The organism is Streptomyces sp. NPDC004284 (assembly GCF_042874035.1).
In the GTDB taxonomy this organism is placed as follows: domain Bacteria; phylum Actinomycetota; class Actinomycetes; order Streptomycetales; family Streptomycetaceae; genus Streptomyces.
In genome coordinates this window covers 240,693-266,634 of record NZ_JBIAMJ010000004.1, presented here as the reverse complement: position 1 = coordinate 266,634, position 25,942 = coordinate 240,693, and the positions used below count along the sequence as shown (strand labels likewise).

The window sequence follows — 25,942 nt, the reverse complement described above, 5'->3', positions numbered from 1 at the left end:
ACCGCTCTCACCTGGGCAAACGTTCTCTTTGACGATCCATAGGCCTGCCTTGTGGGCGGGTCGGCGGAGGGCCACTGGTGCGGGTGGCGGCGGCCCGGCACACTGGGTACGACAAGCGGGTGAAAGGGGCGGATCGGCATGGCGGAGCCGGAGTTCAGCGCCAGGGGCGTACGGATCGCGCGCTGGCCGCGTTCACTGACGCGCGCGGGCGAGGTGCGGATCGAGGACGGCCGTCTCGCGCTCCTGACGAGTTACGGCAGCGAGATCGACAGCGCGCCGGTGTCGGCGGTACGGGCGGGGCGGCCGTGGTTCGCGAAGGCGGACGAGACGGTGGCGACCGTGAACGGGACGCGGTACCGGCTGACGCTGCACTCCGACGGCGGTCACGGCGGCGAGGCGGAGGCCTCGGGCCGTTTCCTCGCCGCGCTGAGGAAGGCCGCGCGACGGTCCTGAGCTGCGGCGGCTCGCGGCGAGTTGCGGGGCGGTCACGGCTGGTCCAGGCTGGAACCCACCTCACTGAGGGTTCAGCGGTGGTGACGCTGCGATCAGGTCTCCACTCCTTCTGTACCGCATTGACAGATCCGAATCTTCGTCTTCTTCCGGACCACTTCGGGGAGTCGCAGCCGTGATCAGCGAGCCGAGCAGGTACTACGCGGTGGAGCTTCAGGCCCTGCCGTCGCGGATCGGACAGGTCCGCCGCATCATCTCCGCGCACCTTCGACATTGGCAGCTGGACGCCCTGGTGGACCAGGCCGTCCTCGGTGTGACCGAGCTGCTGACGAACGTGCACCGTCACGCCCAGCCGGACAAGGGGTGCAGGGTCGAGATCGAGCTGCTGCTCGACCGGCTCACCGTCTCCGTCCGCGACCACGATCCCCGCCTCCCCGAGGTCGGGAGCGCCCTCGATCCGTTCGGCGCGTTCGACGTGGCCGACGACATCGACGCGCTCGCCACCTCCGGCCGGGGGCTCGGCATCGTCGATGCGGTCAGCGAGAGCTGGGGCATCCGGCCGTGCGGCGCCGACGGGAAGGTCGTGTGGTTCACCCTCACGGCTCCGCCCTGCGCCGACCCCGTCGAGGAGCGCGCGCACGCCGGGTACGGCGTCGCGGTCGAGAACCCGTTCGCGGGCGTCGGCTACAGCCGGCTCCCCGGTGTGCCGCTCAGCGCCCCGGCCGAGCCGCTCCCCGCTCCGTCGGTGGCCCGCCCGGTCCTGGCGGGCCGGGCGGGCTGAAGGGCCCCGACGGACGCTCCCGGCGCTCACTCCGTGGCGATCGCCCGGAGGATCTCCAGGCGGGCCGCCCGGCGGGCCGGGCGCCAGGCCGCCACGGCTCCCGCCACCAGACCGACCAGGGCCACGGCCGCGAGCCGCGGCGCCGGTACGGCGAAGGCGAGGGCACTGTCGCCCGAGCCGCCCGAGGCGCGGACGAGGACCCAGCCGAGGAAGCCGCCGAGGACCAGTCCGCCGACCGTCCCGAAGGCGGCGACGAGGACGGACTCCCAGCGGACCATGGCCCGCAGTTGGGCCCGGGTCTGCCCGACGGCCCGCAACAGGCCCAGTTCGCGGGTCCGTTCGTGGACCGAGAGGGTCAGCGTGTTCGCGATGCCGAGCAGCGCGATGAGGACGGCGAGCGCGAGGAGCGCGTAGACGAGGGTGAGCATCATGTCGATGCCGCCCGCCGACGCCGCCGCGTACTCCGCCCGGGTCTGCACCGCCGGATGGCCGTACCGGTCGGCGACCGCCGTCACGGCGGCCTTGCCCTTCTCGGCGGAGACGCCGTCGGCGAAGGAGACGGCGACCAGCCGGTCGGAGTCCTGGGTACGGTGCGGGGCCCAGGCCGCCCGGGTGACGAGGTAGTCGCCGGCGAGGTCGGAGCGCTCGTAGACCGCGCGGACCGTGAAGGTGTGCCGGCTGCCGTCGGTGAACGTCAGCAGGGCGGTCCCGCCCGGTGCCAGACCGGAGGCGGCGGCCTCGTCGGCGGCGACGGCGAGGCCGTCCGTACCGAGTCCGGCGAGGGAGCCCCGCACCGCCCCCAGGTCGAGCACCCGGGCGAGCGCGGCCGGGTCGGTGACGGTGAGCGCGCGGCCCCGGCCGTCCACCTCGGCGACGCCCCGCCCCAGGCCCACGGCCGTGTCGACCTCCGGGAGCGCGGCGACCGCCGGGGCCAGGCGGGGGCTGAGCCCGCTGCCGCCCGCGCCGAACGAGGGCGTGCCGATGGCCACGTCGCCGGCGAAGGAGCGGTCCACGGTCCGGTCCATGGTCGTCTTGAGGGAGGCGCCGAAGACCGTGAAGAGGGTGACGACGGCGACCCCGATCATCAGGGCCGTGGCGGTCGCCGCCGTGCGGCCCGGGCTGCGCAGCGCGTTGCGGCGGGCGAGCCCGCGGTTGACCCCGCGCAGGGGGCGGCCGAGGACCCGTACGGCGAGCGAGGCGGCGACCGGTCCGAGCACGACGAACGCGGCGACGGCGAGCACCGCCCCGGCGGCGGCGAGCCACAGAGACGGGGTGCCGAGGACCCCGGCGAGGACCGTGCCGACGGCCGTGGCCAGCAGGACGCCGCCGGTCAGGGCGCGGCGCCGTGAGGTGCCCGAGTCGTCCACGTCCGTCTCGCGGAGCGCGGCGAGCGGGGCCGTGCGCCCGGCCCGTACGGCCGGCAGGAGCGCCGAACCGGCGCAGACCGCGAGCCCGACGCCGAGCGGCAGGACGAGCGAGGTGGCGGACACGACGAGGTCGCCCTCGGGGAAGGGGAAGCCGATCGCGGGGAACAGCGCCTGGAGCCCGGCGGCCACGCCGATCCCGGTGAGGAGCCCGGCGAGGGAGGCGAGCAGTCCGACGGCGAGCGCCTCGGCGAGGGTGCCGGTGACGATCTGGCGGCGGGCGGCGCCGATCGCGCGGAGCAGGGCGTTCTCGCGGGTCCGCTGGGCGACGAGGACGGCGAAGGTGTTGTGGATGGTGAAGACGGAGACGAGGACGGCGACCCCGCTGAACACCAGCAGGAAAGTGGTGAAGAGGTCGAGGAAGCGGCCGGAGACCATCTCGGTGTTCTCCTCGGCGGCCTGCTGTCCGGTGACCGCCTCGACGCCGTCGGGAAGCGCGGGCCCCAGCGCGGCGACCAGCTCCTCCTGGGAGACGCCGGGCCCGGCCCGTACGGCGATGCTCGTCGCCTCGCCGGGGCGCGCGGTCAGGTACTTCTCGGCGTCGGCGCGGGTGAGCCCGGTCCAGGTGACCTGCCCCATGCCGTCCGCGCCGCCGAAGGTGACCAGGCCGACGACGGTGACCTTCACCGGGTCGGGGGCGCGCAGGACCGTGGTGTCGCCGACGGCGAGACCGGCCGTCTTCGCGGCGCCCCGGTTGACGACGACCTCGCCGGGGGCGTGCGGCGCGCGGCCTTCCGCGAGGCGGTACGGGTTGAGGGCCGGGTCCTCGATCCAGTTGCCCGCGAGGGTGGGCGGGCCCTTGCCGCCGACCGGGGTGCCGTCGGCGGCGAGCAGCTGGCCCGCGCCCTCGATCCGGGGCGCGGCGGCGGCGACCCCGGGGACCTTGGAGAGGCGCTCGGCGAGGGCCGCGTCGACGGGGCCGCGGCTGCCCTGGGCCTCGCCGGCGGCGGTCACGGTGACGGAGCTGCGGACGATGGCGTCCGTGCCCCGGGTGGCGCTGGTGAACATCGAGTCGAAGCTCGCGCGGAGGGTGTCGCCCATGACGAGGGTGCCGGTGAGGAAGGCGACGCCGAGGAGGACGGCGGCGAAGGTGCCGAGGAAGCGCCGCCGGTGGGCCCGGAGCGAGGACCGGGCGAGACGGAGGACGGCGGGGGTGCTCATGGCGCGCCTCCGGAGGACAGGACGGGGGCGCCGTCCGCCGCCGCTCCGGCGTCGAAGGCCTTCATGCGGTCGAGGACGCGGTCGGCCGTGGGGCCGGTCATGCGGTCGACGAGCCGGCCGTCCGCGAGGAAGATCACCTCGTCGGCGTGGGCGGCGGCGACCGGGTCGTGGGTGACCATGACGACCGTACGGCCGGTCTCGCGGACCGTACGGCCGAGGAGGCGCAGGACCTCCTCGCCGGAGCGGGAGTCGAGGTTGCCGGTGGGTTCGTCGGCGAAGACGACGTCGGGGTCGCCGGCGAAGGCCCGGGCGACGGCGACGCGCTGCTGCTGTCCGCCGGAGAGTTCGCCCGGCCGGTGGTGGAGGCGGTCGCGCAGGCCGACGGTGTCGACGAGCCGGTCGAACCGCTCCCGGTCGACGGGGTGGCCGGCGAGGTCGAGCGGGAGGGTGATGTTCTCGGCGACGGTGAGCGTCGGGAGCAGGTTGAAGGCCTGGAAGACGAAGCCGATCCGGTCGCGGCGCAGCAGGGTCAGGCGCCGGTCGTCGAGGGTGGACAGGTCGGTGTCGCCGACGAGGGCGGCGCCGGAGGTGAGGGTGTCGAGGCCGGCGGCGCAGTGCATCAGGGTGGACTTGCCGGAGCCGGAGGGGCCCATGACGGCGGTGAAGCGGCCGGCCGGGAAGTCGACGCTCACCCCGTCCAGGGCCCTGACCTCGGTGTCGCCGCGCCCGTAGACCTTGACGGCGTCGACGACGCGGGCGGCGGGGTGCCGGGCGGTGGTGGTGGTGGTCATGTCCGGCGCCCCTTGGGGTCCGCGGCGCGGCCGAACTGCTCCTCCAGGACGCTCAGGCGCCGCCAGTACTCCTCCTCGTCGATCTCCCCGGCCGCGAAGCGGTGGCCGAGCAGGGCGATGGGCGAGCGCTCGTCCGGCCCGCTGTCGCGCCACGGCCGGCCCCGGCGCCGGCCGACGCGGCGGGCGACGGTGACGATGCCGATGACGACGGCGGCCCAGACGAGGGGGAAGAAGAGGACCCACGGGCCGGGGCCCGCGTGGGCGAGTGTGTTCATGAGGGTTCAGAGCTCCTCGGTGTGTTGTCGTGCTTCGAGGCTCCCTCCGGAAGGGGGTCCGGGTCGTCGTACGGGCAGCGGCTTCCGGTGTACGACGCGGGGAGTACGCGGCCGCCCCGGGCACTCCTTCCGTTCTGTACCTACTGGTATGTACAGTGCCGTCATGAGCAGGAACACGTCCGAGCGGCTGATCGAGGCGACCCGCGAGCTGCTGTGGGAGCGGGGCTACGTCGGCACCAGCCCCAAGGCCGTCCAGCAGGCGGCGGGCGCGGGCCAGGGCAGCATGTACCACCACTTCGCCGGCAAGCAGGACCTGGCGCTCGCGGCGATCCGGCGCTCGGCGGAGGAGCTCGGGGCGGCGGCCGAGGCGGTCCTGGGCGGCACGGGTCCGGCGTACGCCCGCATCGAGGCGTATCTGCTGCGCGAGCGCGACGTCCTGCGCGGCTGCCCGGTGGGGCGGCTGACCATGGACCCGGAGGTGATCGCGGACCCGGAGCTGCGCGCGCCCGTCGAGGAGGTGCTCGGCCGGGTGCGCGCCCGGCTCGCCGAGGTCGTCCAGGAGGGCCTGGACAGCGGTGAGTTGAGCGCTTCCCTCGATCCGGAGGAGATCGCGGCGGCGGTGCTCGCGACCGTGCAGGGCGGGTACGTGCTGGCCCGCGCGACGGGTTCGCGCGCGCCGTTCGACAGCGCCGTACGTGGGCTGCTCGCCCTGCTCTCCCCTTCCACCTGAGCCCTGAGCCCTGGAGCCCAGAGAGACGGAGCCTTCCCGTGCACGCGATGCAGTACGACATCACCCTGCCCGCCGATTACGACATGGAGATCATCCGCAAGCGGGTGGCGACCCGGGGGCATCTGCTCGACGCCTTCCCCGGGCTCGGTCTGAAGGCGTATCTGGTCCGGGAGCGGGAGGCCGGATCGCCCGTGAACCAGTACGCGCCGTTCTATCTGTGGGCGACCCCCGAGGGCATGAACTCCTTCCTCTGGGGCCCCGGTTTCCAGGGCATCGTGAACGACTTCGGCCGGCCGGTGGTGCAGCACTGGACGGGCCTGTCGTACGAGGAGGGGCCGGCGGCCGCGTCGGCGCCGGGCGCCGCGACGCGCCGCGGGACCCCGCTCGGGGAGGGGGTCCCGCCGGGCGAGGCCGTGGCGGACGCGGTGGCCCGGCACGCGCGCGAGGCGCGGCGGGACGGGGTGGTGGCCTCCGCCCTCGCTGTGGACCCGCGCCACTGGGAGCTGCTCGCCTTCACCCTGTGGGCGGGCCGGGAGGCGCCCGCCGACGAGGGCGAGCGCTTCCAGGTGCTGCACCTGTCGGAACCGGGCCGGGCGGCGCTGGCGAGGCGGTCGCCCTACACCGCGGCGACGAGCGTGAGGTAGGTGATGCCGAGGACTCCCCGGTAGCCGTTCAGCCAGCCGGAGCGCTGCCGGTCGACGCGCTCGCGCGTCTCGGCGGCCAGCGGGTGGTCCGGGTGGGCGGCGAGCCAGACCTCGGTGTCGTAGCGGTAGCCGGACTCGAACTCCTCCCACTCCTCCGAGCTCGCCGTCTCGATCCACGCCGGCCGGAACCCCGCCTCGACGGCGAGGTCGACGAGGTCGCCGAGGGAGAAGTGGTCGGCGGTGCTCGCGCCGGGCCACATCCCGGCGAGCTCCGTCTCGGTGGGGGTGCGCTCCCAGAATCCCTCGCCGAGCACCACCCGCCCGCCGGGCCGGACGAGCCGGCGCAGTTCGCGCAGGACGGCGGCGGGGTCGTACGGCAGCTCGGGGTCGCAGAGTGCCTGGCTGGAGCCGAGGCAGAGGACCGCGTCGACGGGGCCCCGGTCGGTGCCGAGCGCCGACTCCTCGACGAAGGCCACCCGGTCGGCGAGCCCGCGCTCCTCGGCGAGGGCCCGGCCGCGGGCCAGGTCCTCGGCGTTGATGTCGATGCCGACGCCCTTCGCCGCGGGGGCCGCCTCCAGGACGCGGAGGAGCAACTCGCCCCAGCCGCAGCCGATGTCGAGCACGTCGGCGGGCGCGGTGGCGGCGAGCCGCTCGATCATGCGGGTCGCGCGGGCCTCGGAGAGGGGGCCGTGGAAGGTGAGGCTGCCGAGGCGCGGAGGGAGATCGGCGGCGGAGTCAGAAGTGATCATGGAGGGGAACGGTACGGCGTCCGTCCTCCCCGCGCACCGCCTTTCCTCAGGCCCTAGCCTGGGAAGCGTGTACACCACGCGCGTGTCCCGTCACATCGACGCCCCCGCCTCGGTCGTCTACCGGTCGCTGCTCGATCCGGACGCCGTGGCCCGCTGGCGGGCCCCGTACGGGACGACCTGCCGGGTGCACGCCTTCGAAGCGCGCGAAGGGGGCGCGTTCCGGGTGTCGCTGCGGCACGGGCCGCCCGGCGGCGCGGGGAGGACGGGGGCGCGCACGGACACGTACCACGGCACCTTCCTGGAGCTCGTGCCCTACGAACGGGTCGTCGAGAGCGTCGAGTTCGAGACGCCGGACCCCCTGCTGCACGGCACCATGATCCTCACGACGACGCTGACGGAGATCGGCGGCGGGACCGAGGTGCGGGTCGTCCACGAGGGGGTGCCGGACGCCGTCCCGCCCGCCGACGACGAGACCGGTACGCGCATGGCCCTGGACCGGCTGGCCGCCCTGGCGGAGGGGCGGCCCGATCCGCGGGACGGGGCTTAGCGGCCCAGGGCGGCGAGCGGGTCGTCGAGGACCGGCTGCCAGGCCAGTTCGGCGGCGCCGACGAGGCTGTTGTGGTCGAGGGTGCAGGGCAGGATCGGCACGCCGCCGCTGCGGCCCCAGAGGCTGCGGTCGGCGACGACCGCGCGGAGCCGCTCGGGGTCGGCGTCGAGGAGCTCGCGGTGGAGCCCGCCGAGGATGATCCGGTCCGGGTTGAGGATGTTCACCAGGCCGGCGAGGCCCAGGCCCAGGCGGTCGATCAGCTCCCCCACCGCGACCCGGACGCCCGGGTCGTCGGGGCTGGTGCGCAGCAGGTCCCGGGACTGCTGGAGCAGGGAGACCTCGGGTCCGGGGGTCCGGCCCGCGGCCGTGAGGAAGGCGAGCGGGTCGGTCTCGACGTCGAGGCAGCCGCGGCCGCCGCAGTGGCAGGGGCGGCCCTCGGGGTTGACGGTGAGGTGGCCGACCTCCAGGGCCAGGCCCGAACTGCCGGTGTGCAGGCGGCCGTCGAGGACGAGCGCCCCGCCGACGCCGCGGTGGCCGGTGGCCACGCAGAGCAGGTCCCGCGCCCCGCGCCCCGCGCCGTGGCGGTGCTCGGCGAGCGCGGCGAGGTTGACGTCGTTGCCGGTGAAGGCGGGGCCTTCGATGCCGGCGGCCCGTACCCGCTCGGCGAAGATCTCGCGGACCGGCGCCCCGGCGGGCCAGGCGAGGTGGAGCGGGTTGAGGGCCGTGCCCTCGGGTTCGGCGACGGCGGAGGGCGCGGCGAGTCCGGCGCCGACGCAGCGGCGGCCGCTCTCCGCGAGGAGCGCGGCGCCCGCGTCGACGACGGCGCCGAGGACCTGCGCGGGGTCGGCGGAGACGGTGACGCAGCCGGGGGCGGTGGCCACGATGGTGCCGCCGAGGCCGACGAGGGCGGCGCGGAACCCGTCCGCGTGGACCTGGGCGGCGAGGGCGACCGGGCCCTTCTCGTCGACGGCGAGGCGGTGCGAGGGCCGTCCCTGGGAGCCTGCGGCGGCGCCGGGGTTGGAGTCGACGCGGATGAGGCCGAGGGCCTCCAGTTCGGCGGCGACGGCGCCCGCGGTGGCCCGGGTGACGCCGAGTTCGGCGGTGAGGACGGCCCGGGTCGGCGCCCTGCCGGTGTGCACCAGTTCCAGCGCGGGGCCGAGCGCGTTACGCCCCCTGTCCAGCCGTGTCCGGGTCGTCGTCGCCTTGCCGTTCATGGGGGTGAGTCTCCCATGATCGGACCGGGATGCCGTCCCCGCCCGGTTGATTCCCCTGCCCCGTGACCCCTATCCTGAGTTTGTGCCGCTACTAAACAAAGTACGGACGGCCATATCGGGGGGCTCCGGCGGAGACACCGCCACCCGCTCCCTGTCCCGCCTCCGCTCCGCCCTGACCCTCTTCTTCGCCCTCGACGGCTTCCTGTTCGCCGGCTGGGTGGTCCGGATCCCCGCCGTCAAGCAGCAGACCGGCGCCTCGGCCGGCGACCTCGGCCTCGCCCTCCTCGGGGTGTCCGCGGGCGCCGTGATCACGATGACGCTGACCGGCCGGCTCTGCCGCCGCCACGGCTCCCACGCGGTCACCGTCGTCACCGCCGTCCTCCTCTCCCTGTCCATCGCCCTCCCCGCCCTCACCCGGTCCCCGCTCGCGCTCGGCCTCGTCCTGCTCGTCTTCGGCGCCGCGTACGGCGGGATCAACGTCGCCATGAACAGCGCCGCCGTGGACCTCGTGGCCGCTCTGCGGCGGCCCGTCATGCCCGGCTTCCACGCCGCGTTCAGCCTCGGCGGCATGCTCGGCGCGGGCCTCGGCGGGCTGCTCGCCGGGAGCCTGTCCCCCACCGTCCACCTCCTCGGCCTCACCGTCGTCGGCCTCGCCCTGACCGCCGCCGCCGGGCCCGTGCTCCTGCGCCACCCCTCCCCCGCTCCCCCCGAGGCCCTGCCGGCGCCGTCCCGTCCCGGGGAATCCGGCCCGCGGGCGGCCGGGGCGCGGCGCACGGTCCTCGTCTTCGGGGTGATCGCGCTCTGCACGGCGTACGGCGAAGGGGCGCTGGCCGACTGGGGCGCCCTCCACCTCGCGCAGGACCTGCACGCGCACCCCGGGGTGGCCGCCGCCGGGTACTCCGTCTTCGCGCTGACCATGACCGCGGGCCGGCTCTCCGGCACCGCGCTGCTCGAACGCCTCGGCCAGACGCGGACCCTGGTCGCGGGCGGCGCCACCGCCGCCGCGGGCATGCTCCTCGGCGCGCTCGCGCCGAGCGTCTGGGCCACGCTCCTCGGCTTCGCGGTCACCGGGCTCGGCCTCGCGAACATCTTCCCCGTCGCCGTGGCCCGCGCGGGCGCGGTCGCCGGCCCCGGCGGCGTGGCGACGGCCTCCACCCTCGGTTACGGGGGGATGCTCCTCGGCCCGCCCTCGATCGGTTTCCTCGCCGACTGGTTCTCCCTCCCCGCGGCCCTCACGACGGTCGCCGTGCTCGCGGCGGGCGCGGCCGTCATGGGCTACTGGGCGCGCAACGCGGGCACTTCCCCGAGGAGTTGACCGGCCCGCCGTCCGCACACCTGGCAGAATCCGGCCCATGGACGCTGATTCCCCGAAGATCACCGAGTACGTCGAGGTGCTGGAGGCGGCCGGCCGCGGCCTCGCGGACGCGGCCGCCGAGGCCGGGCTCGACGCGGACGTGCCGACCTGCCCGGGGTGGCAGGTCCGGGACCTCGTGCGGCACATCGCCATGGTGCACCGCTGGGCCGCGACGCACGTGGCCGAGGCGCACACCGAGTACGTCCCGCCCGGCGGCCAGACGACGCTCGACGGCGAGGAGCTGCTCGCCCACTACCGCGAGGGGCACGTGCTTCTCGTCACCGCCCTGCGCGAGGCGCCCGAGTCCCTGGAGTGCTGGTCCTTCTTCCCGGCGCCCTCTCCGCTGGCCTTCTGGGCGCGGCGGCAGGCGCACGAGACCGCCGTCCACCGCGTGGACGCCGAGTCGGCGCTCGCGGGCGGTCCGGGGCCGCTGGATCCGGCGTTCGCCGCCGACGGCATCGACGAGCTGCTCGTCTGCTTCCACGCCCGCGACCGCAGCCGGGTGCGCACGGACGAGCCCCGGACCCTGCGCGTACGGACGACGGACACCGGTGACGTCTGGACCGTGCGCCTGACGGCGACCGAGCCGCCCCGGACGGAGCGGGGCGGACCCGGCGCGGACGGCCCGGCCGACACCGAACTGAGCGGTCCCGCCGAGAAGTTGTACCTGACCCTGTGGAACCGGCTGCCGCTCGACGCCGTGACGGTGACGGGCGACGAAGAACTGGCCCGGCTGTGGCGGGAGACCTCGGCGGTCTGATCCCGGGCGACGGGCCCGCCCGGTCAGTCCGCGTCCCGCACCGGGTCCGTCCGGAGGGCGAGCGGCGCGAGGTCGGGCTCCACCCACGCGGCGCGGGCCTCGTCGGAGGCCAGGGTGGCGGGGCGGTAGAACCGGGCGAGCAGGCCCTTGTCGAGCAGCTCGGGGTGGTGCGCGGCGAACGCCGCGAAGTCCTGCTGCCCGGACTCCCGCACGCACCCGGCCACCAGCTCGACCCACGCCCGGGTCATCGTGGCGTGGAACTTCTGCGGTGCTCCGGCGGCGGTGGCGGTGCGTCGGATGCCCTCGCCGACCAGGGCGAGGGCATCGGGCGTCCCGACGCGCCGTACCGCCAGCCAGGTCAGGTGGACGTGCTCGCGGTGGCCGAAGCCGCCGGTGGCCGCCATGGCCTCGGCCATCAGTTCCCGGAAGATCGCGAAGTCCGCGTCGCCCGTCGCCCGTGCGGTCATGCGGACACCTCCGCGAGGGCGCGCAGGACGGTGTGGAAGCCCGCGACGGCCTCGGCGGGGAGCCCGTCGAGCGCGCGGGTCTCCACGTCGGCGAGGGTCCGGCGGATGGTGTCGGCGGTCAGACGGCCGGATTCCGACAGTTCGACGACCACGACCCGGCGGTCGCCCGGGCGGGTGCCGCGGGTGATGTGGCCACGGCGCTCCAGCCGGTCGAGCACGCTGGTCAGCGTGGTGGGGCGGGTGCCGGCGGCGGCGCCGAGCTCGGAGACCGTGCGGCCGCGGCCGTCGGCCAGGATGGCGAGCGCGTTGGTCTCGGACGGGGTCAGGTCGAGGTCGACGAGCTCGGTGGCGAGGACCTGGAGGGTGGCGTGGGTGGCGCGCTGCAGTGCGAGCAGCGCCGAGCCCTCGGAGGGTGCGGAAAGGGAAGTCACGAGATCGGAATATACGATTTCGTAGTAACGGCTCGCAAAACACCGCTCCGGCGGGCCGGCCGCGCGCTCAGCCCAGCCAGCCGGGCCGGACCAGGCCCGACTCATAGGCGAGGACGACGAGTTGGGCGCGGTCCCGGGCACCCAGCTTCACCATGGCGCGGCTCACGTGCGTCTTGGCGGTGAGCGGGCTCACAACCAGCCGGCGAGCGATCTCCTCGTTCGACAGACCGATCCCCACCAGGGCCATCACCTCCCGCTCCCGTTCGGTCAGGGCGCCGAGCGCGGCCGTCGCCGCCGGGGCCTTGGAGCGGGCCGCGAACTCCTCGATGAGCCGGCGGGTGACCCCCGGGGAGAGCAGCGCGTCCCCGTGGACGACGGCGCGCACGGCCCGCAGCAGCTCCTCCGGCTCGGTGTCCTTGACCAGGAAGCCGGAGGCGCCGGCGCGGATCGCCTCGAAGACGTACTCGTCGAGTTCGAAGGTGGTCAGCATGACGACCCGGACCTCGGCGAGGCCCGGGTCGTCGGTGATGCGCCGGGTCGCCTCCAGGCCGTCGAGCCGGGGCATCCGGATGTCCATGAGGACGACGTCGGGACGCAGGGCGCGGACCCGTTCCACCGCCTCGTCCCCGTCGGCGGCCTCGCCGGCCACCTCGATGTCGGGCTGGGCGTCGAGCAGCGCGCGGAACCCCGCCCGCACCAGGGACTGGTCGTCGGCGAGCAGGACACGGATCACGGGGCGCTTCCCTCCGGGCGGAGCGGGAGTACGGCGTGGACGCGGAAGCCGCCGTCCGGGCGGGCGCCCGCCTCGATGGTGCCACCGAGGGCGGCCGCCCGCTCCCGCATTCCGGCGAGCCCGTTGCCGCTGCCTCCGGCCTCCGTGCCGGTGGCGGGGCCGTCGTCGTCGACGGTCAGCTCCAGGCGCCCGGAGCCGTGCCCGATCCGCACCCGGGCGGTACGCGAACCGGAGTGGCGCACCACGTTGGTGAGCGCCTCCTGCACGATCCGGAAGGCGGCGAGGTCGGCGCCGGGCGGCAGGGGGCGCGGGGTGCCGCTCGTCGAGACCGTGACGGTGAGGCCCGCGGCGGCGGCCTGCTCGACGAGTTCGGAGAGCCGGCCGAGGCCGGGGGCCGGGGCGCGGGGGGCGTCGCCGGGGGTACGGAGGGTGTCGAGGACCTGCCTCACCTCGCCGAGCGCCTCCTTGCTGGCCGCCTTGATGGTGGTCAGCGCGGTCCGGGCCTGCTCCGGGTCGGAGTCGAGGAGGGCGAGGCCGACGCCCGCCTGGACGTTGATCACGGAGATCGAGTGGGCGAGCACGTCGTGGAGTTCGCGGGCGATGCGGAGCCGTTCCTCGTCGGCGCGGCGCCGCGCGGCGGCGGCCCGTTCGGCCCGCTCCTTGGCACCCTGCTCGCGCCGTACGCGGACGACCTCGGAGGCGGCGAGCACGGCGACGGCGAACGCCGCGGCCGGAAGCTCCTGCCCCCAGGACGCGGGCCCGTCACCGGCCGGCGGCAGCCATCGGTAGAGCCAGTGGGTGAGCAGCAGATGGCCGGCTCCCAGCAGGCCGATGGCCCACCAGGCGGCGGTCCGGTGCCCCTGCACGACGGCCGCGAAGCAGGCGACGGCGACCATGACGAACACCGGGCCGTACGGATAGCCGGCCGCGAGGTAGCCGAGGGTGGCGGCGACGGTGGCGAACAGCACGGGCACGGGCCTGCGGTGACGGAACAGCAGCGGGACCGCCCCGAGCAGGAGCAGCGCCCGTCCGAGGGCGTCGAGCGCCTCCCGGTCGGGCTGGTTCCGCGCGGAGAAGCCGGTCCCCACCATGACGAGGACGGCGATCAGCGCCGTCGACCGCCAGGGCAGGCCACCGCCGTGCTCCCCCCGCTCCCAGGGCGGGCCGCCGCCGCGCTCCCGGCGTTCCCAGGGCCCGCGCGGCCGCTCCTTGTGCATCCCGGCGTCCATGGGGTCACGCTAGCCGCGCCCGCCCCGCCCGCACGTCAGCCCGGCGGGGTGGTCACCCGTACTCCCGCGGGAGTACGGGACGCGGCCGCCGGGTCAGCCGCGCGGGAGCAGGCCCACGTCCTGGCCCAGGCGGCCGGCCGCCGTCGCGAAGAAGGTGTCGCGGTCCTCGACGACGTTGTTGAACTGGCCGAAGACCTCGAAGGAGACGAGGCCGAAGAGCTGCGCCCAGGCGGCGACGAGCGCGACGGCGAGGGCCGGTGGGAGGTCCGGGGCGAAGTCGGCGCTCATGCGGACGGCCTCGGGGCGCAGGGCGTCCGCGAGCGGCGGGAGGGCGACGCCCTCGCCCGTGTGGGCCCGGCGGGCGATGTCGATGAGGACGAGCCCGACGCGGGAGGCGGGGACGATCGTGTCCTGGGGGGCGGTGTAGCCGGGGACCGGGGAGCCGTAGATCAGGGCGTACTCGTGGGGGTGGGCGACGGCCCAGGCGCGGACCGCCCGGCAGACGGCGGTCCAGCGGTGGAGGGGGCGCTCCGCCTCGGTCTCGGCGGCGGCCTGTTCGGCGGCGGCGCCGACGGCGTCGTAGGCGTCGACGATGAGGGCGGTGAGCAGGTCGTCGCGACTGGGGAAGTAGCGGTAGAGCGCGGAGGACACCATGCCGAGTTCGCGGGCGACGGCCCGCAGGGACAGCTTGGCGGCGCCTTCGGCGGCGAGCTGGGTGCGGGCCTCGTCCTTGATGGCGGCGGTGATCTCGATGCGGGCGCGGGCGCGGGCTCCTCGAACGGTCGTCATGGAGAGCAGTGTGCCACTTTCAGAGCACCGCAACGAAACGAGAGCACTGCTCTTGCTTGTGAGCGCCGAACCGTGCACACTGATCTCAAGCGAGAGCAGTGCTCACACTTTGTAGCCCAGGAGGCCCCCATGTCCGCTCGGTCCGCCCAGCCCGCCGGCTCCACCCCCGCCACCCACGTCATGAAGCCCGGCTGGTTCACCGTGAACGTCTTCAACCGCGCCGTCGCCTGGATGACCCGCCGCGGCATCAGCGTCTGGGGCTCCCGCGTCCTCGCCGTCCGCGGCCGCAAGAGCGGCGAATGGCGCCGCACCCCCGTCAACCTCCTGACGGTGGACGGCGCCCGGTACCTCGTGGCCCCCCGCGGCCACGTCCAGTGGACCCACAACATGCGGGCCGCCGGCGGCGGGCAGCTGCACCTCGGCAAGCACGTGCAGGAGTTCACCGCCGTCGAGGTGGCCGACGACGACAAGCCGGTCCTGCTCCGCGCCTACCTCAAGCGCTGGAAGGCCGAGGTCGGCGTCTTCTTCGGCGGCGTCGGCCCCGACTCCACCGACGAGGAGCTGCGGGCCATCGCGCCGAAGCACCCCGTCTTCCGCATCACGCCGACGGGCCCCGTCACCCCGGCGGCATGAAGCGGCCGGGACGGCGGAGCCCGTGTCGAAACGATCGAACCGTCGGAATCCGACCGATCGGTCTGCTGGGACCGATCGGACCGTCAGACCTCTTCCGAAGCCTCCACGTCCTTCGCGGTCTCCACGCCCTTCGCGTCCTTCGTGCCCTCCGGCCCGGACGCCGCACGCTCGCGCGGGCTGACGCCCCGCCCCGCCGGACCGACACCGGCCGAGGTGTCCATGCGCTTGTCGAGGAGCTCCAGGGCCCTCCGCGCCATGCCGTTCGAGCGGACCATGCCACCGAGCGTGGCGGTGCCGCGGGTGATGTCGGCGAAGGCGTTCCAGGCCGGCCGCAGACCCGTGAGCGCCGCGTGCAGCAGCCCCGGACGGCGCTCGAAGACGGCGAGCATCCGCCGCCCGACCGCCATCTCGACACCGAGCCCCGCCTTGATGGCGAAGGCGTAGTTCAGCGCCTGGCGCCGCGCGTCGACCGCGTCGTTCGACTCGGCGACCCGCACCGCCCACTCGCCGGCGAGACGGCCCGAGCGGAGCGCGTACGAGATGCCCTCGCGCGTCCACGGCTCCAGGAGACCGGCCGCGTCGCCGCAGACCAGGACCCGGCCGCGGGAGAGCGGCGAGTCGTCGGTGCGGCAGCGCGTCAGATGGCCGGAGGAGATCGCGGGCTCGAAACCGGCGAGGCCGAGCCGGGCGACGAAGTCCTCCATGTACCGCTTGGTGGCGGCGCCCTCGCCGCGCGCCGAGATGACGCCGACGGTCAGCGTGTCGCCCTTGGGGAACACCCAGCCGTAACTGCCGGGCATCGGCCCCCAGTCGATGAGGACCCGCCCCTTCCAGTCCTCCGCCACGGACGGCGGTACGGGAATCTCCGCCTCCAGCCCCAGGTCCACCTGGCCGAGCTTCACGCCCACATGAGCGCCTATCCGGCTGGCACTGCCGTCGGCACCGACGACCGCGCGCGCCAGGATCGTCTCGCCGTCGGCGAGGACGACGGCGACCGTCCGCCGGTCCGGCACGGCCGGGCCGTGCTGCTCCACCCGGGTCACCGTGGCGCCGGTCCGCAGTTCGGCCCCGGCCTTCTGCGCGTGCTCGACGAGCTGCGCGTCGAACTCCGGACGGTTGATGAGCCCGAAGAGCATCCGGCGCGAGCGGCGGGTGCGGGCGAAACGTCCGCCGAGGGAGAAGGTGACGGCGTGGACACGGTCCTGGAGGGGCAGTTCGAAGCCCGGCGGGAGCGAGTCCCGCGAGGGGCCGATGATGCCGCCGCCGCAGGTCTTGTACCGGGGCAGCTCGGACTTCTCCAGGAGCAGGACCCGACGGCCGGCGACCGCCGCCGCGTAGGCCGCGGACGCGCCGGCCGGTCCCGCGCCGACGACCACGACGTCCCACACCTCCGCCGGCTCGCCGTCCGCCCGGGCCGGCGCCCCGTCGTCCGACGCCTCGTCATCCCGGTGGTGCGCCGGCTCGGTGTCCGTGCTCTCGACGGCGCTCCCGGCCGCCTCGGGAGCCGCGGCCTCGGGCTCGGTGTGCTCCGTACCGGCGTTCTCTGCGTGCTCGCTGCTCACGTGTGCTTCTGCTCCTGATCCGACCGGTGGTCTGCTCCTGACGCATCCTACGGCGCGGTAGCCAGGGCCCCGGCCGTAGGATCGGCGGTGCGTTCGGCGTACCACGACATACGACGAACGTCCTCCCCACGTCGTAACGTCGCACCCATCAGGAGCGTGCCCATGACCTCGAATCCGATCGCCGAGACCGTCCGGTCACTGATGCCCCGGGCCAAGGCCGAGCTCACGGAGCTGGTGGCCTTCGAGTCGGTGGCGGACGAGGCCGTGGCGCCCCGCAGCGAGTGCGAGGCCGCCGCCAACTGGGTCGCCGACGCCCTGCGCGCCGAGGACTTCCAGGACGTGGCGCTGCTCGACACCCCCGACGGCTCGCAGGCCGTGTACGGCGTCCTGCCCGGCCCGGCCGGCGCGCCGACCGTCCTCCTGTACGCGCACTACGACGTGCAGCCGAAGCTGGACGAGTCCGTCTGGCTCTCCCCTCCGTTCGAGCTGACCGAGCGGGACGGCCGCTGGTACGGGCGCGGCACCGCCGACTGCAAGGGCGGCTTCATCATGCACCTGCTCGCGCTGCGCGCCCTCAAGGCGAACGGCGGCGTGCCGGTGACGGTCAAGGTCATCGTCGAGGGCTCGGAGGAGCAGGGCACCGGCGGTCTGGAGCGGTACGCGGAGCAGCACCCTGAGCTGCTCGCGTCCGACGCCATCGTGATCGGCGACGCGGGCAACTTCCGCGTGGGCCTGCCGACGGTGACCGCGACCCTGCGCGGCATGACGATGATCCGGGTCACGATCGACACCCTGGAGGGCAATCTGCACTCCGGTCAGTTCGGCGGCGCCGCGCCCGACGCGCTGGCCGCGCTGATCCGCGTCCTGGACTCGCTGCGGGGCCCGGACGGCTCCACCGTCATCGACGGCCTCGCGAGCGACCAGGTGTGGGAGGGCCTCCAGTACCCGGAGGAGGACTTCCGCCAGGACGCCAAGGTCCTCTCCGGCGTGTCCCTGCCGGGCGCCGGCACGGTCGCCGACCGGATCTGGGCGCGCCCGGCGGTCACGGTCATCGGCATCGACGCCCACCCGGTGGCCGGCGCGACCCCGTCGGTCCCGAGGTCGGCGCGCGCGCAGATCAGCCTGCGGGTGCCGCCGGGCGAGGACTCGGCCGAGGTGACGAAGCTGCTCTTCGCGCACATCGAGAAGCACACCCCGTGGGACGCCCGGGTGTCGATCGAGCAGGTCGGCCAGGGCCAGCCGTTCCAGGCGGACACCTCCAGCCCGGCGTACGCGTCGATGGCCGAGGCGATGCGGATCGCGTACCCCGGCGAGGAGATGCAGACGGCGGGCATGGGCGGCTCGATCCCGCTGTGCAACACGCTGGCCTCGCTCTACCCGGAGTCGGAGATCCTGCTCATCGGTCTGAGCGAGCCGGAGGCGCAGATCCACGCGCCGAACGAGTCCGTCTCGCCGGAGGAGCTGGAGCGGCTCTCGGTGGCCGAGGCGCACTTCCTCGTCAACTACGCCCGTTCGAAGCAGGGCTGACGGCCGATCGGCCCAGCGCTCGGTTTCAGCGCTCGGCGAAGCTCGCCGAGAGCGTAGAGGCATGCGGCGGACCTGCGCGGATGCGTAGGTTCGCCGCATGGCACCCATCGAGCTCACCCGGATCACCCCGCGACTGCACCTCCTCGACTTCTCCGTCGGCCAGGCGTACCTGTGGCAGGACGAGGAGGAACTGACCCTGATCGACGCCGGCTGGGCCGGCACGGCGGACGACACGGCCGCGGCGATGCGGTCGGCCGGGCTGGACCCGGACCGGCTGCGCCGGATCGTGCTGACCCACTGCCACCGCGACCACGTGGGCGCGGCCCAGGAGCTGGCGGACCGGCACGGGGCCGAGATCCTCGCGCACCGGCTCGACGCGCCGGTGATCCGGGGCGAGGCCCCGGTGCCGGAGCCGGATCTGCTCGACTGGGAGCTCCCGCTGTACGAGCACGGCCTGACCGTGCCGCAGGCGCCGCCGACCCGGGTCGACCGGGAGGTCGAGGACGGCGAGGAGCTCGGTTTCGGCGACGGCGCCGTGGCGGTCCACACCCCGGGCCACACCCCCGGCTCGATGGCCGTCCATCTCCCCCGCCACGGCGTGCTGTTCGCCGGGGACACGGTGGCGTCGGTGCAGGGCGTGATGTTCGGCGTGTTCCACGTCGACCGCGCGCTCGCCCTGGACTCGATGCGGGCGCTCGCGAAGCTCGCCCCTTCGGTGCTGTGCTGCGGGCACGGGGCACCGGTGACCTCGGACACGGCGGACCGGCTCGCGGAGGCGGCCCGGCAGTAGGGGGTTCAGCCCACCGGGACGCCCGCCTCCAGGTTGAGGACCGTGCCGCGTTCCCGGGCGCGCAGCGCCCAGCGGAGCCGGCGGTAGCGGACGGGGGGCAGCAGCTCCGCGGCCTCCTCCTCGGTGACGAAGCGCCAGCCGCGGAGTTCGGCGCCGGGGAGGTGGAGCCGCTCGGTGTCGGCGGTACGGAGCGTTCCGCCGTCGAAGAGGAGGCGCAGCCCGCCGTAGCCGGGGGGCTGCGGGCGTTCCCAGTCGACGAGCAGCAGGCGGGGTACGGCGTCGAGTTCGAGGCCGATCTCCTCGGCCACCTCGCGCATGCCGGCCCGGGCCGGGGCTTCGCCGGGCTCGACGACTCCGCCGGGGAACTCCCAGCCGGGCTTGTAGGTGGGGTCGACGAGCAGGAAGCGGTCCTGCTCGTCGAAGAGCAGGACGCCGGCGGCGAGGGTCTCGCCGGTCGGCTCGGGCGTCTGGACGATGCCGCAGGGCGCCGCGCGCCCGGCCCGGACCGCGTCGGCGACGGCCCGGGCGGCCTCGGCCGCGGTGAGTGCCGAGGTGTCGAGCGTGTAGGCGTCGGCGGCGAGCCAGTCGAGGGCGGCGCGGTACGGCGGCAGGTGCCGGTGGCACCACTCCCGGACGCGGGCGTCGACCTCGGGGTCGCCGTACTCCGCCCGGCCGTCGATCCGCTCCCGCAGGATCGTTTCCTCCGGGGCGAGCAGCACATGGCGCACCTCGATGCGGCGGGCGGCGAGCCCGCCGAAGATCTCGTCCCGGTACTCCTGCCGCAGCAGGGTCATCGGGACGACGAGGACGCCGCCGACCTCGGCGAGCAGGGCGGCGGCGGTGTCGACGACCATGCGGCGCCAGATCGGCAGGTCCTGGTAGTCCTCGACCTCGGCGAGCCGCTTGGCCGGGAGCAGCCGGCGCAGCCCCCCGCCGGTGAGCTCGGGGTCGTACAGGGTGCTGTTCGGGATCAGATCGACCAGCTCGCGCGCGGTGCTGGACTTTCCCGCGCCGAACGTACCGTTGATCCAGACGATCACGTCTTCCCCCTCTTCGATAGCCCCCAGTGGCTTGCCCGCAACACCCTGCCACGGAAACCACGAACACACGTCCCGGCATGTGCCCGACGCTTCCGGGGACGTCCGGGTCAGGGCGCCGGGCGCATCGCCGCCGCCGCGGCGCCGAGGAGGCCCGCGTCCGTCCCGGTGGCGGCGGGGACGACCGTCAGGTTCCGGACGAAGGAGAGGGTGGCGTAGTCGGCGAGGCTGCGCCGGAGCGGGGCGAAGAGGACCTCGCCGGCGCCCGCGACCCCGCCGCCGACGACCGCGATGTCGATCTCGACGAGCGCGGCGGTGGCGGCGATGCCCGCCGCGAGCGCCTGCGCCGCCCGCTCGTACGAGGCGAGGGCGATCGGGTCCCCGGCGTGCGCGGCGGCGGCCACGGCGACGGCGGAGACATCGCCGTCCGGCCCCGGCCGCCAGCCGTTCTCCAGGGCGCGGCGGGCGAGGTTCGGGCCGCTGGCGACGCGCTCGACGCAGCCGCGGCCGCCGCACGCGCAGGGCTCGCCGTCCAGGTCCACCGGGATGTGGCCGATGTGACCGGCGTTGCCGGTGGGTCCGGGGTGGACCCGGCCGCCGAGGACGAGGCCGCCGCCGACGCCCGTGGAGACGACGAGGCAGAGGGCGTCGGTGTGGCCCCGGGCGGCTCCGAGCCAGTGCTCGGCGGCCGTCATGGCGACGCCGTCGCCGACGAGGGTGACCGGGCGGCCGTCCGTGACCTTGCGGACCCGTTCGACGAGCGGGTACGCACGCCAGCCGGGCACGTTCACCGGGCTCACGGTCCCCCGGGAGGCGTCGACCGGGCCCGCGCTGCCGATGCCGACGGCCCCTGCGGACGCCCAGAGCGGGGAGGCCGCGAGGTCGGCGAGCACCGCCTCGACCGCCGCCGTCACCGTCTCGCCGTCCTCACGCGCGGGCGTGGGCCGCTGGGACCGGACGCGGATGCGGCCCTCTCCGTCGACCAGGGCGCCGGCGATCTTGGTGCCCCCGATGTCGAGGGCGGCGACGAGGCCCGGGGCGGGGTCGGTGTGCATGGGCGCGGAGCCTCCGGTCGACGGCGGGGACGGAAAGTCGTTCCCGCCAGTCTCCCAGCGATGACAACGTTGTCCAAGTCCTATGCTCGAACCGAGATCGACCCGACACCCTCCGGAGGAACCGCACACCGTGGCCCCCATCGCCCGCCGCACCGAGCCCCGCTACGACGCCCGGCCCACGATGAAGGACGTCGCCGCCCGGGCGGGCGTCGGCCTCAAGACGGTGTCCCGGGTCGTCAACGGCGAGCCGGGCGTCACCCCCGACACCGAGCGGCGGGTCCGGGAGGCCATCGAGGCCCTCGGCTTCCGCCGCAACGACAGCGCGCGGGTCCTGCGCAAGGGCAGGACGGCGACCGTCGGGCTGGTCCTGGAGGATCTCGCCGACCCCTTCTACGGGCCGCTCAGCCGGGCGGTCGAGGAGGTCGCGCGGGCGCACGGGGCCCTGCTGTTCAACGGCTCCAGCGCCGAGGACCCGGAGCGGGAGCAGGAGTTGGCGCTCGCGCTCTGCGCGCGCCGGGTCGACGGCCTCATCGTGATCCCCGCCGGTGACGACCACCGTTATCTGGAGCCCGAGATGAGGGCGGGTGTCGCCACGGTCTTCGTCGACCGGCCCGCCGGACGGATCGACGCCGACGCCGTCCTCTCCGACTGCTTCGGCGGGGCACGCGCGGGCGTGGCCCATCTGATCGCGCACGGCCACCGCCGGATCGGCTTCATCGGCGACCGGCCCCGCATCCACACCGCGGCCGAGCGGCTGTGCGGCTACCGCGCGGCGATGGAGGACGCGGGCCTCCCGGTCCGGGACGCCTGGGTCTCCCTCGGCTCCACCGATCCGGAGCGGGTGAGCGCGGCGGTACGCCAGATGCTGGCGGCGGCGGAGCCGGTGACGGCCCTGTTCTCGGGGAACAACCGGGTCACGGTGACCGTGGTCCGGGCCCTCGCCCGGCACGCCCGGCCGGTCGCCCTGGTGGGCTTCGACGACATCGAACTGGCCGATCTGCTCGGTGTCACGGTCGTCGCCCAGGACGCCGCCGCGCTCGGCCGGACGGCGGCGGAGCGTCTCTTCCGCCGCCTCGACGGGGCCGACGGGGCGCCGGAGCGGCTGGTGCTCGGCACGACGCTGCTCGCCCGTGGATCGGGCGAGATCGCGCCGTCGGCCGTCTGAGCCCCGTCGTTCAGCAGACCCGCAGGCCCGCCACGGGGCCGCCTCCGCCGCCGCCCGACAGGTGGAGCACGCTGAGGTAGACGTTGGTGTTGCCGCTGTCGTCGTCGGTGCGGGCGAACCAGCGGCTGGTGACTCCGCCGTACGTCTCGCCGTGGTCCAGGTCGACCTGGCAGTAGAAGGAGTGCGGGCCCGCGCCGACCGTGCCCATCTCGCCGCCGTCGTAGCGGGTGGTGGTGGCGCTCCGTACGACCTGGCAGGTCGCGGTGGAGCCGGAGGCGGTGCAGCCGGAGGCGGGCGGCGGCGCCTGGGTGGTGGGCGCGGCCGTGGCGCCTCCCCCGGAGGGCGGCCGGGTCGTGCTGGTGCCGCCGCCGGTGGTGGTGCCTCCGGCGGTCGCGTCCGGGGCCTTCGTGCCGCCTCCGCCGCCCGCGCCCGACGCGGTGTCCGAACCGGTGCCGCCCGCCGCCGGTCCGCCCGCCGCGGAGCCCGGGTCGGATCCGTCGGAGCCGGGGCCGGCGGTGGCGGGTGCCCCACCGGCCGCCGCTCCGGCCGCCGCGCCGGTCTCCCGGCCGGAGGGGGTGGCGCCGGCGGACGGGGTGGCCGTTCCGCTCGGCTTTCCCGAGGGCGCGTCGCTGCTCCCCGGGTCCAGGACGCGGCCGGGATCGCCTCCGGCGGAGCCCTGGTCGCCGCCGTCCTGCGGGGTCTCGCCGGTGGCCTGGGTACCGGTGCCGTGGTCCATGAGGGCGTACGTGATGCCGCCGCCGGCCAGCAGGACGGCGGCCACGGCGGCGGCGACCAGCACGTTCCCCCGGCGCGGCGCGGCCCCGGCGCGGCGGGCGGCGCGCGTCCCGGCGCGGCTGCCCGTGTCCGCGGCGGAGTGCGCGGGCGGCACGGGGACGGCGGGGCCGAAGCCACCGGCGGCCGGCGCGGCCACGGGTGCCGGGCCCGCGGCGGCTCCGGCGTACGGGTTCGGCCCGGCGGAACCGGCATAGGGGTTCGGCTCCGCGGAACCGCCGTACGGGTGCGGCTCCACGGAACCCGCGTACGGATACGGCGCGGACACCCCGGGAGCAGGCGCCCCCGGAGCGGGCACCTCAGGAGCGGGTGCCGCAGGAACAGGTGCCGCAGAAGCGGGCGTCTCCACGGCGGGGCCCCCCGGAGCGGGGGCCTCCGCGCCGGCACCCGTGGGTCCCGGCGCCGCCGCCCCCACCGCGCCGAGGAGCCGCGCCGCCTCGCGGGCGGTCGGGCGGGCGGCGGGGTCCTTGTCGAGGAGGCGGAGCAGGACCGGGGTGAGGGGTCCGGAGCGGACGGGCTCCGGGAGGGGTTCGGTGACGATGGCGGCGAGGGTCGACCAGGTCGACGTACGGCGGAAGGGCGAGGAGCCCTCGACCGCCGCGTACAGGGTCGCGCCGACCGCCCACACGTCCGAGGCGGGCCCCGGGTCCTGCCCCTGGGCGCGCTCGGGGGCGAGGAAGTCGAGGGACCCGACGATCTCGCCGCTGCGCGTGAGGTGGGTCGCGGAGCCGTCGCCGGGGTCCTCCATCGTGGCGATGCCGAAGTCGGTGAGGACGATCCGGCCCGAGCGGTCGAGCAGGATGTTGCCGGGCTTCACGTCCCGGTGGAGGACGCCCACGTCGTGCGCGGCGGCCAGCGCCTCCAGGACGTGGGCGCCGATGCGGGCGGCCTCGGCGGGGTCGATGGTGCCGCGCTCGCCGAGGACGTCGTCGAGGGAGGGCCCGTCGACGAGCTCCATGACGATGACGGGCCGGCCCTCGTGTTCGGTGACGTCGTGGACGGCCACGACTCCGGGGTGGCGGACGCGGGCGGCGGCGCGTGCCTCGCGGGTCATCCGCAGGCGCAGGTCTGCCAGTTCGGGCGCGGCCGCGTCCGAGTACGTACGGAGTTCCTTGACGGCCACCTCGCGGCCGAGGACCTCGTCGACGGCCCGCCAGACGACGCCCATGCCTCCGCGTCCGAGCTGACGCACGATTCTGTAGCGGCCCGCGAGCCGCCCGTTCTCCCCCGATGACACGCTGCCCCGTCCCCTTGTCGATCATGTGAACTCGACAAGAGTACGGGGCAGTTGGCGGGAAAGTGACCGTTTAGCGATCAGTGGTGGCGGTGAGGTCGCCTCGGCGCGGGGCGGCGAAGCGGTCGAGGTCGGCGCGGGTCATGCCGGTGAGGGCGTCGACCTCGGCGGCGTCGAGGGCGCCGCACTGGAGGCCGCGCAGCAGGTAGGAGCTGAGGGCCTTGGCGGTGGCGGGCTCGTCCATGACGTCGCCGCCGGCGTGGTTGGCGTAGGCGGAGAGCCGCTTGGCGGCGGTCTCGAAGCCCTCGCGGTAGAAGGCGAAGACGGCGGCGTAGCGGGTGGGGATGTGGCCGGGGTGCATGTCCCAGCCCTGGTAGTAGGCGCGGGCGAGGGCGCGGCGGGTGAGGCCGTAGTGCAGGCGCCAGGCCTCGTGGACGTGCTCGGTGGTGCCGACGGGCAGGACGTTGGTGGAGCCGTCGGAGACGCGGACGCCGGTGCCGGCGGCGGCGACCTGCATGATCGCCTTGGCGTGGTCGGCGGCCGGGTGGTCGCTGGCCTGGTGGGCGGCGGAGACGCCGAGGCAGGCGCTGTAGTCGAAGGTGCCGTAGTGCAGTCCGGTGGCACGGCCCTCGGCGGCGCCGATCATGCGGGCGACGGTGGCGGTGCCGTCGGAGGCGAGGATGGCCTGGCTGGTCTCGATCTGGATCTCGAAGCCGAGGCGGCCGGCGTCGAGGCCGTGGGTCTTCTCGAAGGCCTCCAGGAGGCGGACGAAGGCGGAGACCTGCTCGGGGTAGGTGACCTTCGGGAGGGTGAGGACGAGGCCGTCGGGGAGGCCGCCGTTCTCCAGGAGGCCGGTGAGGAAGACGTCGGCGGTGCGGATGCCGCGGTCGCGTACGGCGGCCTCCATGCACTTCATCCGGATGCCCATGTACGGGGCGGCGGTGCCTCCCCCGGCCTCCGGCCGGGAGGTGCCCCCTGCGTACGCCTCGGAGATCAGGCGGGCGGCGCGGGCCGCGTCCCGGTCCTCGTCCGCACCGGCGTAGCCGTCCTCGAAGTCGACGCGGAGGTCCTCGACGGGCTCGCGCTCCAGCTTGGCGCGTACGCGGCCGTAGACGTCCTCGGCGAGGTCGTCGGAGAGGCCGAGGACGGCGGCGAAGGAGGCGGCGTCGGGGGCGTGCTCGTCGAGGGCGGCGAGGGCCTGGTCGCCCCAGGAGCGGATGGTGCCGGCGTCGAAGACGTTGCCGGGGACGTAGACGGTGTGGACGGGCTGGCGGGTGCCGGGGTCCCCGGGGTAGCGCCGGTCGAGCTCGGCGTCCACCGCTGCGAGGGAGGCGCTGATGCCCTCGCTGACCGCGCCGGCGAGGCTCGTCGACACCTTCTCCTGCTGACCCATCCTGCATCCTCCTGTTTTCCGCTGCACGGAATCAACAATCCGTATAGCGAAGTTAGTAGGCGGTCGGGACCTGCGTCAATGGTTGTCCGAAACGGCCGGGGGGGGGGGCGCGGGGGGGGGGGGCCCCCGGGCCCCCGCCCCCCCCCCCCCCCCCGCCCCCCCCCCCCCCCGCCCCGCGGCGGGAGAAGGGGGGGGTGGGGGGGGGGCGGGCCCCCACGAGCGGCC

General features: G+C 75.3%; 26 protein-coding genes. 11 read left to right on the top strand and 15 right to left on the bottom strand.

Annotation, left to right across the window (positions count from 1 at the left end):
- Window positions 1–138: 138 nt before the first annotated feature.
- The gene (locus ACFYUS_RS13580) at window positions 139–453 is read left to right on the top strand and encodes a hypothetical protein (protein ID WP_388849915.1); all 315 of its coding nucleotides are present in this window, start codon (window positions 139–141) and stop codon (window positions 451–453) included.
- 172 nt (window positions 454–625) lie between these two features.
- Window positions 626–1,231 (top strand): ATP-binding protein, encoded by a 606-nt coding sequence (locus tag ACFYUS_RS13575; protein ID WP_388849912.1) that lies wholly within the window; start codon window positions 626–628, stop codon window positions 1,229–1,231.
- Window positions 1,232–1,257: 26 nt separating this feature from the next.
- On the opposite strand, the gene ACFYUS_RS13570 is transcribed toward ACFYUS_RS13575, so the two are convergent.
- Genes ACFYUS_RS13570 through ACFYUS_RS13560 form a run of 3 tightly spaced genes read right to left on the bottom strand, consistent with a single transcriptional unit; the run spans window position 1,258 to window position 4,882 of the window.
- Entirely contained in the window at window positions 1,258–3,816 is a 2,559-nt protein-coding gene (locus ACFYUS_RS13570; protein ID WP_388849909.1) for an FtsX-like permease family protein, read from the bottom strand.
- Window positions 3,813–4,607, bottom strand: coding sequence for an ABC transporter ATP-binding protein (locus ACFYUS_RS13565; RefSeq protein WP_388849905.1), 795 nt, complete (start codon window positions 4,605–4,607; stop codon window positions 3,813–3,815). Before ACFYUS_RS13565 ends, ACFYUS_RS13570 begins: the two co-directional genes overlap by 4 nt.
- The gene (locus tag ACFYUS_RS13560; protein ID WP_388849902.1) at window positions 4,604–4,882 is read right to left on the bottom strand and encodes an SHOCT domain-containing protein; all 279 of its coding nucleotides are present in this window, start codon (window positions 4,880–4,882) and stop codon (window positions 4,604–4,606) included. Before ACFYUS_RS13560 ends, ACFYUS_RS13565 begins: the two co-directional genes overlap by 4 nt.
- Window positions 4,883–5,030: 148 nt before the next feature.
- Between ACFYUS_RS13560 and ACFYUS_RS13555 the strand changes: the two genes are divergently transcribed.
- Window positions 5,031–5,612 (top strand): TetR/AcrR family transcriptional regulator, encoded by a 582-nt coding sequence (locus ACFYUS_RS13555; RefSeq protein ID WP_388849899.1) that lies wholly within the window; start codon window positions 5,031–5,033, stop codon window positions 5,610–5,612.
- 38 nt (window positions 5,613–5,650) lie between these two features.
- A complete protein-coding gene (locus ACFYUS_RS13550) occupies window positions 5,651–6,256 on the top strand; it encodes a DUF4865 family protein (RefSeq protein ID WP_388849896.1) in 606 nt (201 codons plus the stop codon).
- On the opposite strand, the gene ACFYUS_RS13545 is transcribed toward ACFYUS_RS13550, so the two are convergent.
- Window positions 6,229–7,005, bottom strand: coding sequence for an SAM-dependent methyltransferase (locus ACFYUS_RS13545; protein ID WP_388849894.1), 777 nt, complete (start codon window positions 7,003–7,005; stop codon window positions 6,229–6,231). The two genes, ACFYUS_RS13550 and ACFYUS_RS13545, sit on opposite strands and share 28 nt — an antisense overlap.
- 67 nt (window positions 7,006–7,072) lie before the next feature.
- Between ACFYUS_RS13545 and ACFYUS_RS13540 the strand changes: the two genes are divergently transcribed.
- Window positions 7,073–7,552: an SRPBCC domain-containing protein gene (locus tag ACFYUS_RS13540; protein WP_388849891.1), complete on the top strand. Its 480-nt coding sequence runs from the start codon at window positions 7,073–7,075 to the stop codon at window positions 7,550–7,552.
- Here ACFYUS_RS13540 and ACFYUS_RS13535 read toward each other — a convergent pair.
- Window positions 7,549–8,766 (bottom strand): ROK family protein, encoded by a 1,218-nt coding sequence (locus ACFYUS_RS13535; protein ID WP_388849888.1) that lies wholly within the window; start codon window positions 8,764–8,766, stop codon window positions 7,549–7,551. The two genes, ACFYUS_RS13540 and ACFYUS_RS13535, sit on opposite strands and share 4 nt — an antisense overlap.
- A gap of 82 nt (window positions 8,767–8,848) precedes the next feature.
- On the opposite strand from ACFYUS_RS13535, the gene ACFYUS_RS13530 reads away from it, so the two are divergent.
- Both ACFYUS_RS13530 and ACFYUS_RS13525 read left to right on the top strand, forming a co-directional pair.
- A complete protein-coding gene (locus tag ACFYUS_RS13530) occupies window positions 8,849–10,081 on the top strand; it encodes an MFS transporter (protein ID WP_388849885.1) in 1,233 nt (410 codons plus the stop codon).
- 37 nt (window positions 10,082–10,118) lie between these two features.
- Window positions 10,119–10,880 (top strand): maleylpyruvate isomerase family mycothiol-dependent enzyme, encoded by a 762-nt coding sequence (locus ACFYUS_RS13525; RefSeq protein WP_388849882.1) that lies wholly within the window; start codon window positions 10,119–10,121, stop codon window positions 10,878–10,880.
- Window positions 10,881–10,903: 23 nt separating this feature from the next.
- Here ACFYUS_RS13525 and ACFYUS_RS13520 read toward each other — a convergent pair whose 3' ends face one another.
- The 5 genes from ACFYUS_RS13520 to ACFYUS_RS13500 form a co-directional block, all read right to left on the bottom strand.
- The gene (locus tag ACFYUS_RS13520) at window positions 10,904–11,347 is read right to left on the bottom strand and encodes a hypothetical protein (protein ID WP_388849879.1); all 444 of its coding nucleotides are present in this window, start codon (window positions 11,345–11,347) and stop codon (window positions 10,904–10,906) included.
- Window positions 11,344–11,778: a MarR family winged helix-turn-helix transcriptional regulator gene (locus ACFYUS_RS13515; protein ID WP_388849876.1), complete on the bottom strand. Its 435-nt coding sequence runs from the start codon at window positions 11,776–11,778 to the stop codon at window positions 11,344–11,346. The genes ACFYUS_RS13520 and ACFYUS_RS13515 overlap by 4 nt, the downstream gene beginning before the upstream one ends.
- Before the next feature lie 67 nt (window positions 11,779–11,845).
- The gene (locus ACFYUS_RS13510; protein ID WP_388849873.1) at window positions 11,846–12,511 is read right to left on the bottom strand and encodes a response regulator; all 666 of its coding nucleotides are present in this window, start codon (window positions 12,509–12,511) and stop codon (window positions 11,846–11,848) included.
- Window positions 12,508–13,740, bottom strand: coding sequence for a sensor histidine kinase (locus ACFYUS_RS13505; protein ID WP_388849870.1), 1,233 nt, complete (start codon window positions 13,738–13,740; stop codon window positions 12,508–12,510). Before ACFYUS_RS13505 ends, ACFYUS_RS13510 begins: the two co-directional genes overlap by 4 nt.
- 93 nt (window positions 13,741–13,833) lie before the next feature.
- Window positions 13,834–14,529, bottom strand: a complete 696-nt coding sequence (locus ACFYUS_RS13500; protein WP_388849867.1) for a TetR/AcrR family transcriptional regulator — start codon at window positions 14,527–14,529, stop codon at window positions 13,834–13,836.
- 129 nt (window positions 14,530–14,658) lie between these two features.
- Between ACFYUS_RS13500 and ACFYUS_RS13495 the strand changes: the two genes are divergently transcribed.
- Complete coding sequence (locus tag ACFYUS_RS13495; protein WP_388849864.1) at window positions 14,659–15,162, top strand: nitroreductase family deazaflavin-dependent oxidoreductase; 504 nt, start codon at window positions 14,659–14,661, stop codon at window positions 15,160–15,162.
- Window positions 15,163–15,245: 83 nt separating this feature from the next.
- Here ACFYUS_RS13495 and ACFYUS_RS13490 read toward each other — a convergent pair whose 3' ends face one another.
- Window positions 15,246–16,550, bottom strand: coding sequence for a geranylgeranyl reductase family protein (locus ACFYUS_RS13490; protein ID WP_388850594.1), 1,305 nt, complete (start codon window positions 16,548–16,550; stop codon window positions 15,246–15,248).
- A 336-nt stretch (window positions 16,551–16,886) separates the two neighbouring features.
- Between ACFYUS_RS13490 and ACFYUS_RS13485 the strand changes: the two genes are divergently transcribed.
- Window positions 16,887–18,251, top strand: coding sequence for a dipeptidase (locus tag ACFYUS_RS13485; RefSeq protein ID WP_388849861.1), 1,365 nt, complete (start codon window positions 16,887–16,889; stop codon window positions 18,249–18,251).
- Between the two features lie 97 nt (window positions 18,252–18,348).
- Window positions 18,349–19,041, top strand: a complete 693-nt coding sequence (locus ACFYUS_RS13480; protein WP_388849858.1) for an MBL fold metallo-hydrolase — start codon at window positions 18,349–18,351, stop codon at window positions 19,039–19,041.
- Between the two features lie 5 nt (window positions 19,042–19,046).
- Here the strand turns inward: ACFYUS_RS13480 and ACFYUS_RS13475 are convergent, their stop codons facing one another.
- Together ACFYUS_RS13475 and ACFYUS_RS13470 are read right to left on the bottom strand one after the other, a co-directional pair.
- On the bottom strand, window positions 19,047–20,081 hold the full coding sequence (locus tag ACFYUS_RS13475) for an NUDIX domain-containing protein (RefSeq protein ID WP_388849855.1): 1,035 nt from the start codon (window positions 20,079–20,081) through the stop codon (window positions 19,047–19,049).
- 107 nt (window positions 20,082–20,188) lie between these two features.
- Window positions 20,189–21,133 (bottom strand): ROK family protein, encoded by a 945-nt coding sequence (locus tag ACFYUS_RS13470; protein WP_388849852.1) that lies wholly within the window; start codon window positions 21,131–21,133, stop codon window positions 20,189–20,191.
- Window positions 21,134–21,263: 130 nt separating this feature from the next.
- Between ACFYUS_RS13470 and ACFYUS_RS13465 the strand changes: the two genes are divergently transcribed.
- Window positions 21,264–22,298 (top strand): LacI family DNA-binding transcriptional regulator, encoded by a 1,035-nt coding sequence (locus tag ACFYUS_RS13465; protein ID WP_388849849.1) that lies wholly within the window; start codon window positions 21,264–21,266, stop codon window positions 22,296–22,298.
- A gap of 10 nt (window positions 22,299–22,308) precedes the next feature.
- Here the strand turns inward: ACFYUS_RS13465 and ACFYUS_RS13460 are convergent, their stop codons facing one another.
- Both ACFYUS_RS13460 and ACFYUS_RS13455 read right to left on the bottom strand, forming a co-directional pair.
- Complete coding sequence (locus ACFYUS_RS13460) at window positions 22,309–24,327, bottom strand: serine/threonine-protein kinase (RefSeq protein WP_388849846.1); 2,019 nt, start codon at window positions 24,325–24,327, stop codon at window positions 22,309–22,311.
- A gap of 70 nt (window positions 24,328–24,397) precedes the next feature.
- Window positions 24,398–25,717 carry a DUF6986 family protein gene (locus ACFYUS_RS13455; protein WP_388849843.1) on the bottom strand — a complete coding sequence of 440 codons (1,320 nt, stop codon included), beginning with the start codon at window positions 25,715–25,717 and terminating at the stop codon, window positions 24,398–24,400.
- Window positions 25,718–25,942 lie beyond the last annotated feature (225 nt).

What these genes read in the sequence shown, in the direction of transcription:
- ACFYUS_RS13580 (WP_388849915.1), top strand. Translation starts at nt 139, where the DNA reads ATGGCGGAGCCGGAGTTCAGCGCCAGGGGCGTACGGATCGCGCGCTGG.
- ACFYUS_RS13570 (WP_388849909.1), bottom strand. Translation starts at nt 3,816, where the DNA reads ATGAGCACCCCCGCCGTCCTCCGTCTCGCCCGGTCCTCGCTCCGGGCC.
- ACFYUS_RS13565 (WP_388849905.1), bottom strand. Translation starts at nt 4,607, where the DNA reads ATGACCACCACCACCACCGCCCGGCACCCCGCCGCCCGCGTCGTCGAC.
- ACFYUS_RS13560 (WP_388849902.1), bottom strand. Translation starts at nt 4,882, where the DNA reads ATGAACACACTCGCCCACGCGGGCCCCGGCCCGTGGGTCCTCTTCTTC.
- ACFYUS_RS13555 (WP_388849899.1), top strand. Translation starts at nt 5,031, where the DNA reads ATGTACAGTGCCGTCATGAGCAGGAACACGTCCGAGCGGCTGATCGAG.
- ACFYUS_RS13545 (WP_388849894.1), bottom strand. Translation starts at nt 7,005, where the DNA reads ATGATCACTTCTGACTCCGCCGCCGATCTCCCTCCGCGCCTCGGCAGC.
- ACFYUS_RS13535 (WP_388849888.1), bottom strand. Translation starts at nt 8,766, where the DNA reads ATGAACGGCAAGGCGACGACGACCCGGACACGGCTGGACAGGGGGCGT.
- ACFYUS_RS13525 (WP_388849882.1), top strand. Translation starts at nt 10,119, where the DNA reads ATGGACGCTGATTCCCCGAAGATCACCGAGTACGTCGAGGTGCTGGAG.
- ACFYUS_RS13520 (WP_388849879.1), bottom strand. Translation starts at nt 11,347, where the DNA reads ATGACCGCACGGGCGACGGGCGACGCGGACTTCGCGATCTTCCGGGAA.
- ACFYUS_RS13505 (WP_388849870.1), bottom strand. Translation starts at nt 13,740, where the DNA reads ATGGACGCCGGGATGCACAAGGAGCGGCCGCGCGGGCCCTGGGAACGC.
- ACFYUS_RS13500 (WP_388849867.1), bottom strand. Translation starts at nt 14,529, where the DNA reads ATGACGACCGTTCGAGGAGCCCGCGCCCGCGCCCGCATCGAGATCACC.
- ACFYUS_RS13495 (WP_388849864.1), top strand. Translation starts at nt 14,659, where the DNA reads ATGTCCGCTCGGTCCGCCCAGCCCGCCGGCTCCACCCCCGCCACCCAC.
- ACFYUS_RS13485 (WP_388849861.1), top strand. Translation starts at nt 16,887, where the DNA reads ATGACCTCGAATCCGATCGCCGAGACCGTCCGGTCACTGATGCCCCGG.
- ACFYUS_RS13480 (WP_388849858.1), top strand. Translation starts at nt 18,349, where the DNA reads ATGGCACCCATCGAGCTCACCCGGATCACCCCGCGACTGCACCTCCTC.
- ACFYUS_RS13470 (WP_388849852.1), bottom strand. Translation starts at nt 21,133, where the DNA reads ATGCACACCGACCCCGCCCCGGGCCTCGTCGCCGCCCTCGACATCGGG.
- ACFYUS_RS13455 (WP_388849843.1), bottom strand. Translation starts at nt 25,717, where the DNA reads ATGGGTCAGCAGGAGAAGGTGTCGACGAGCCTCGCCGGCGCGGTCAGC.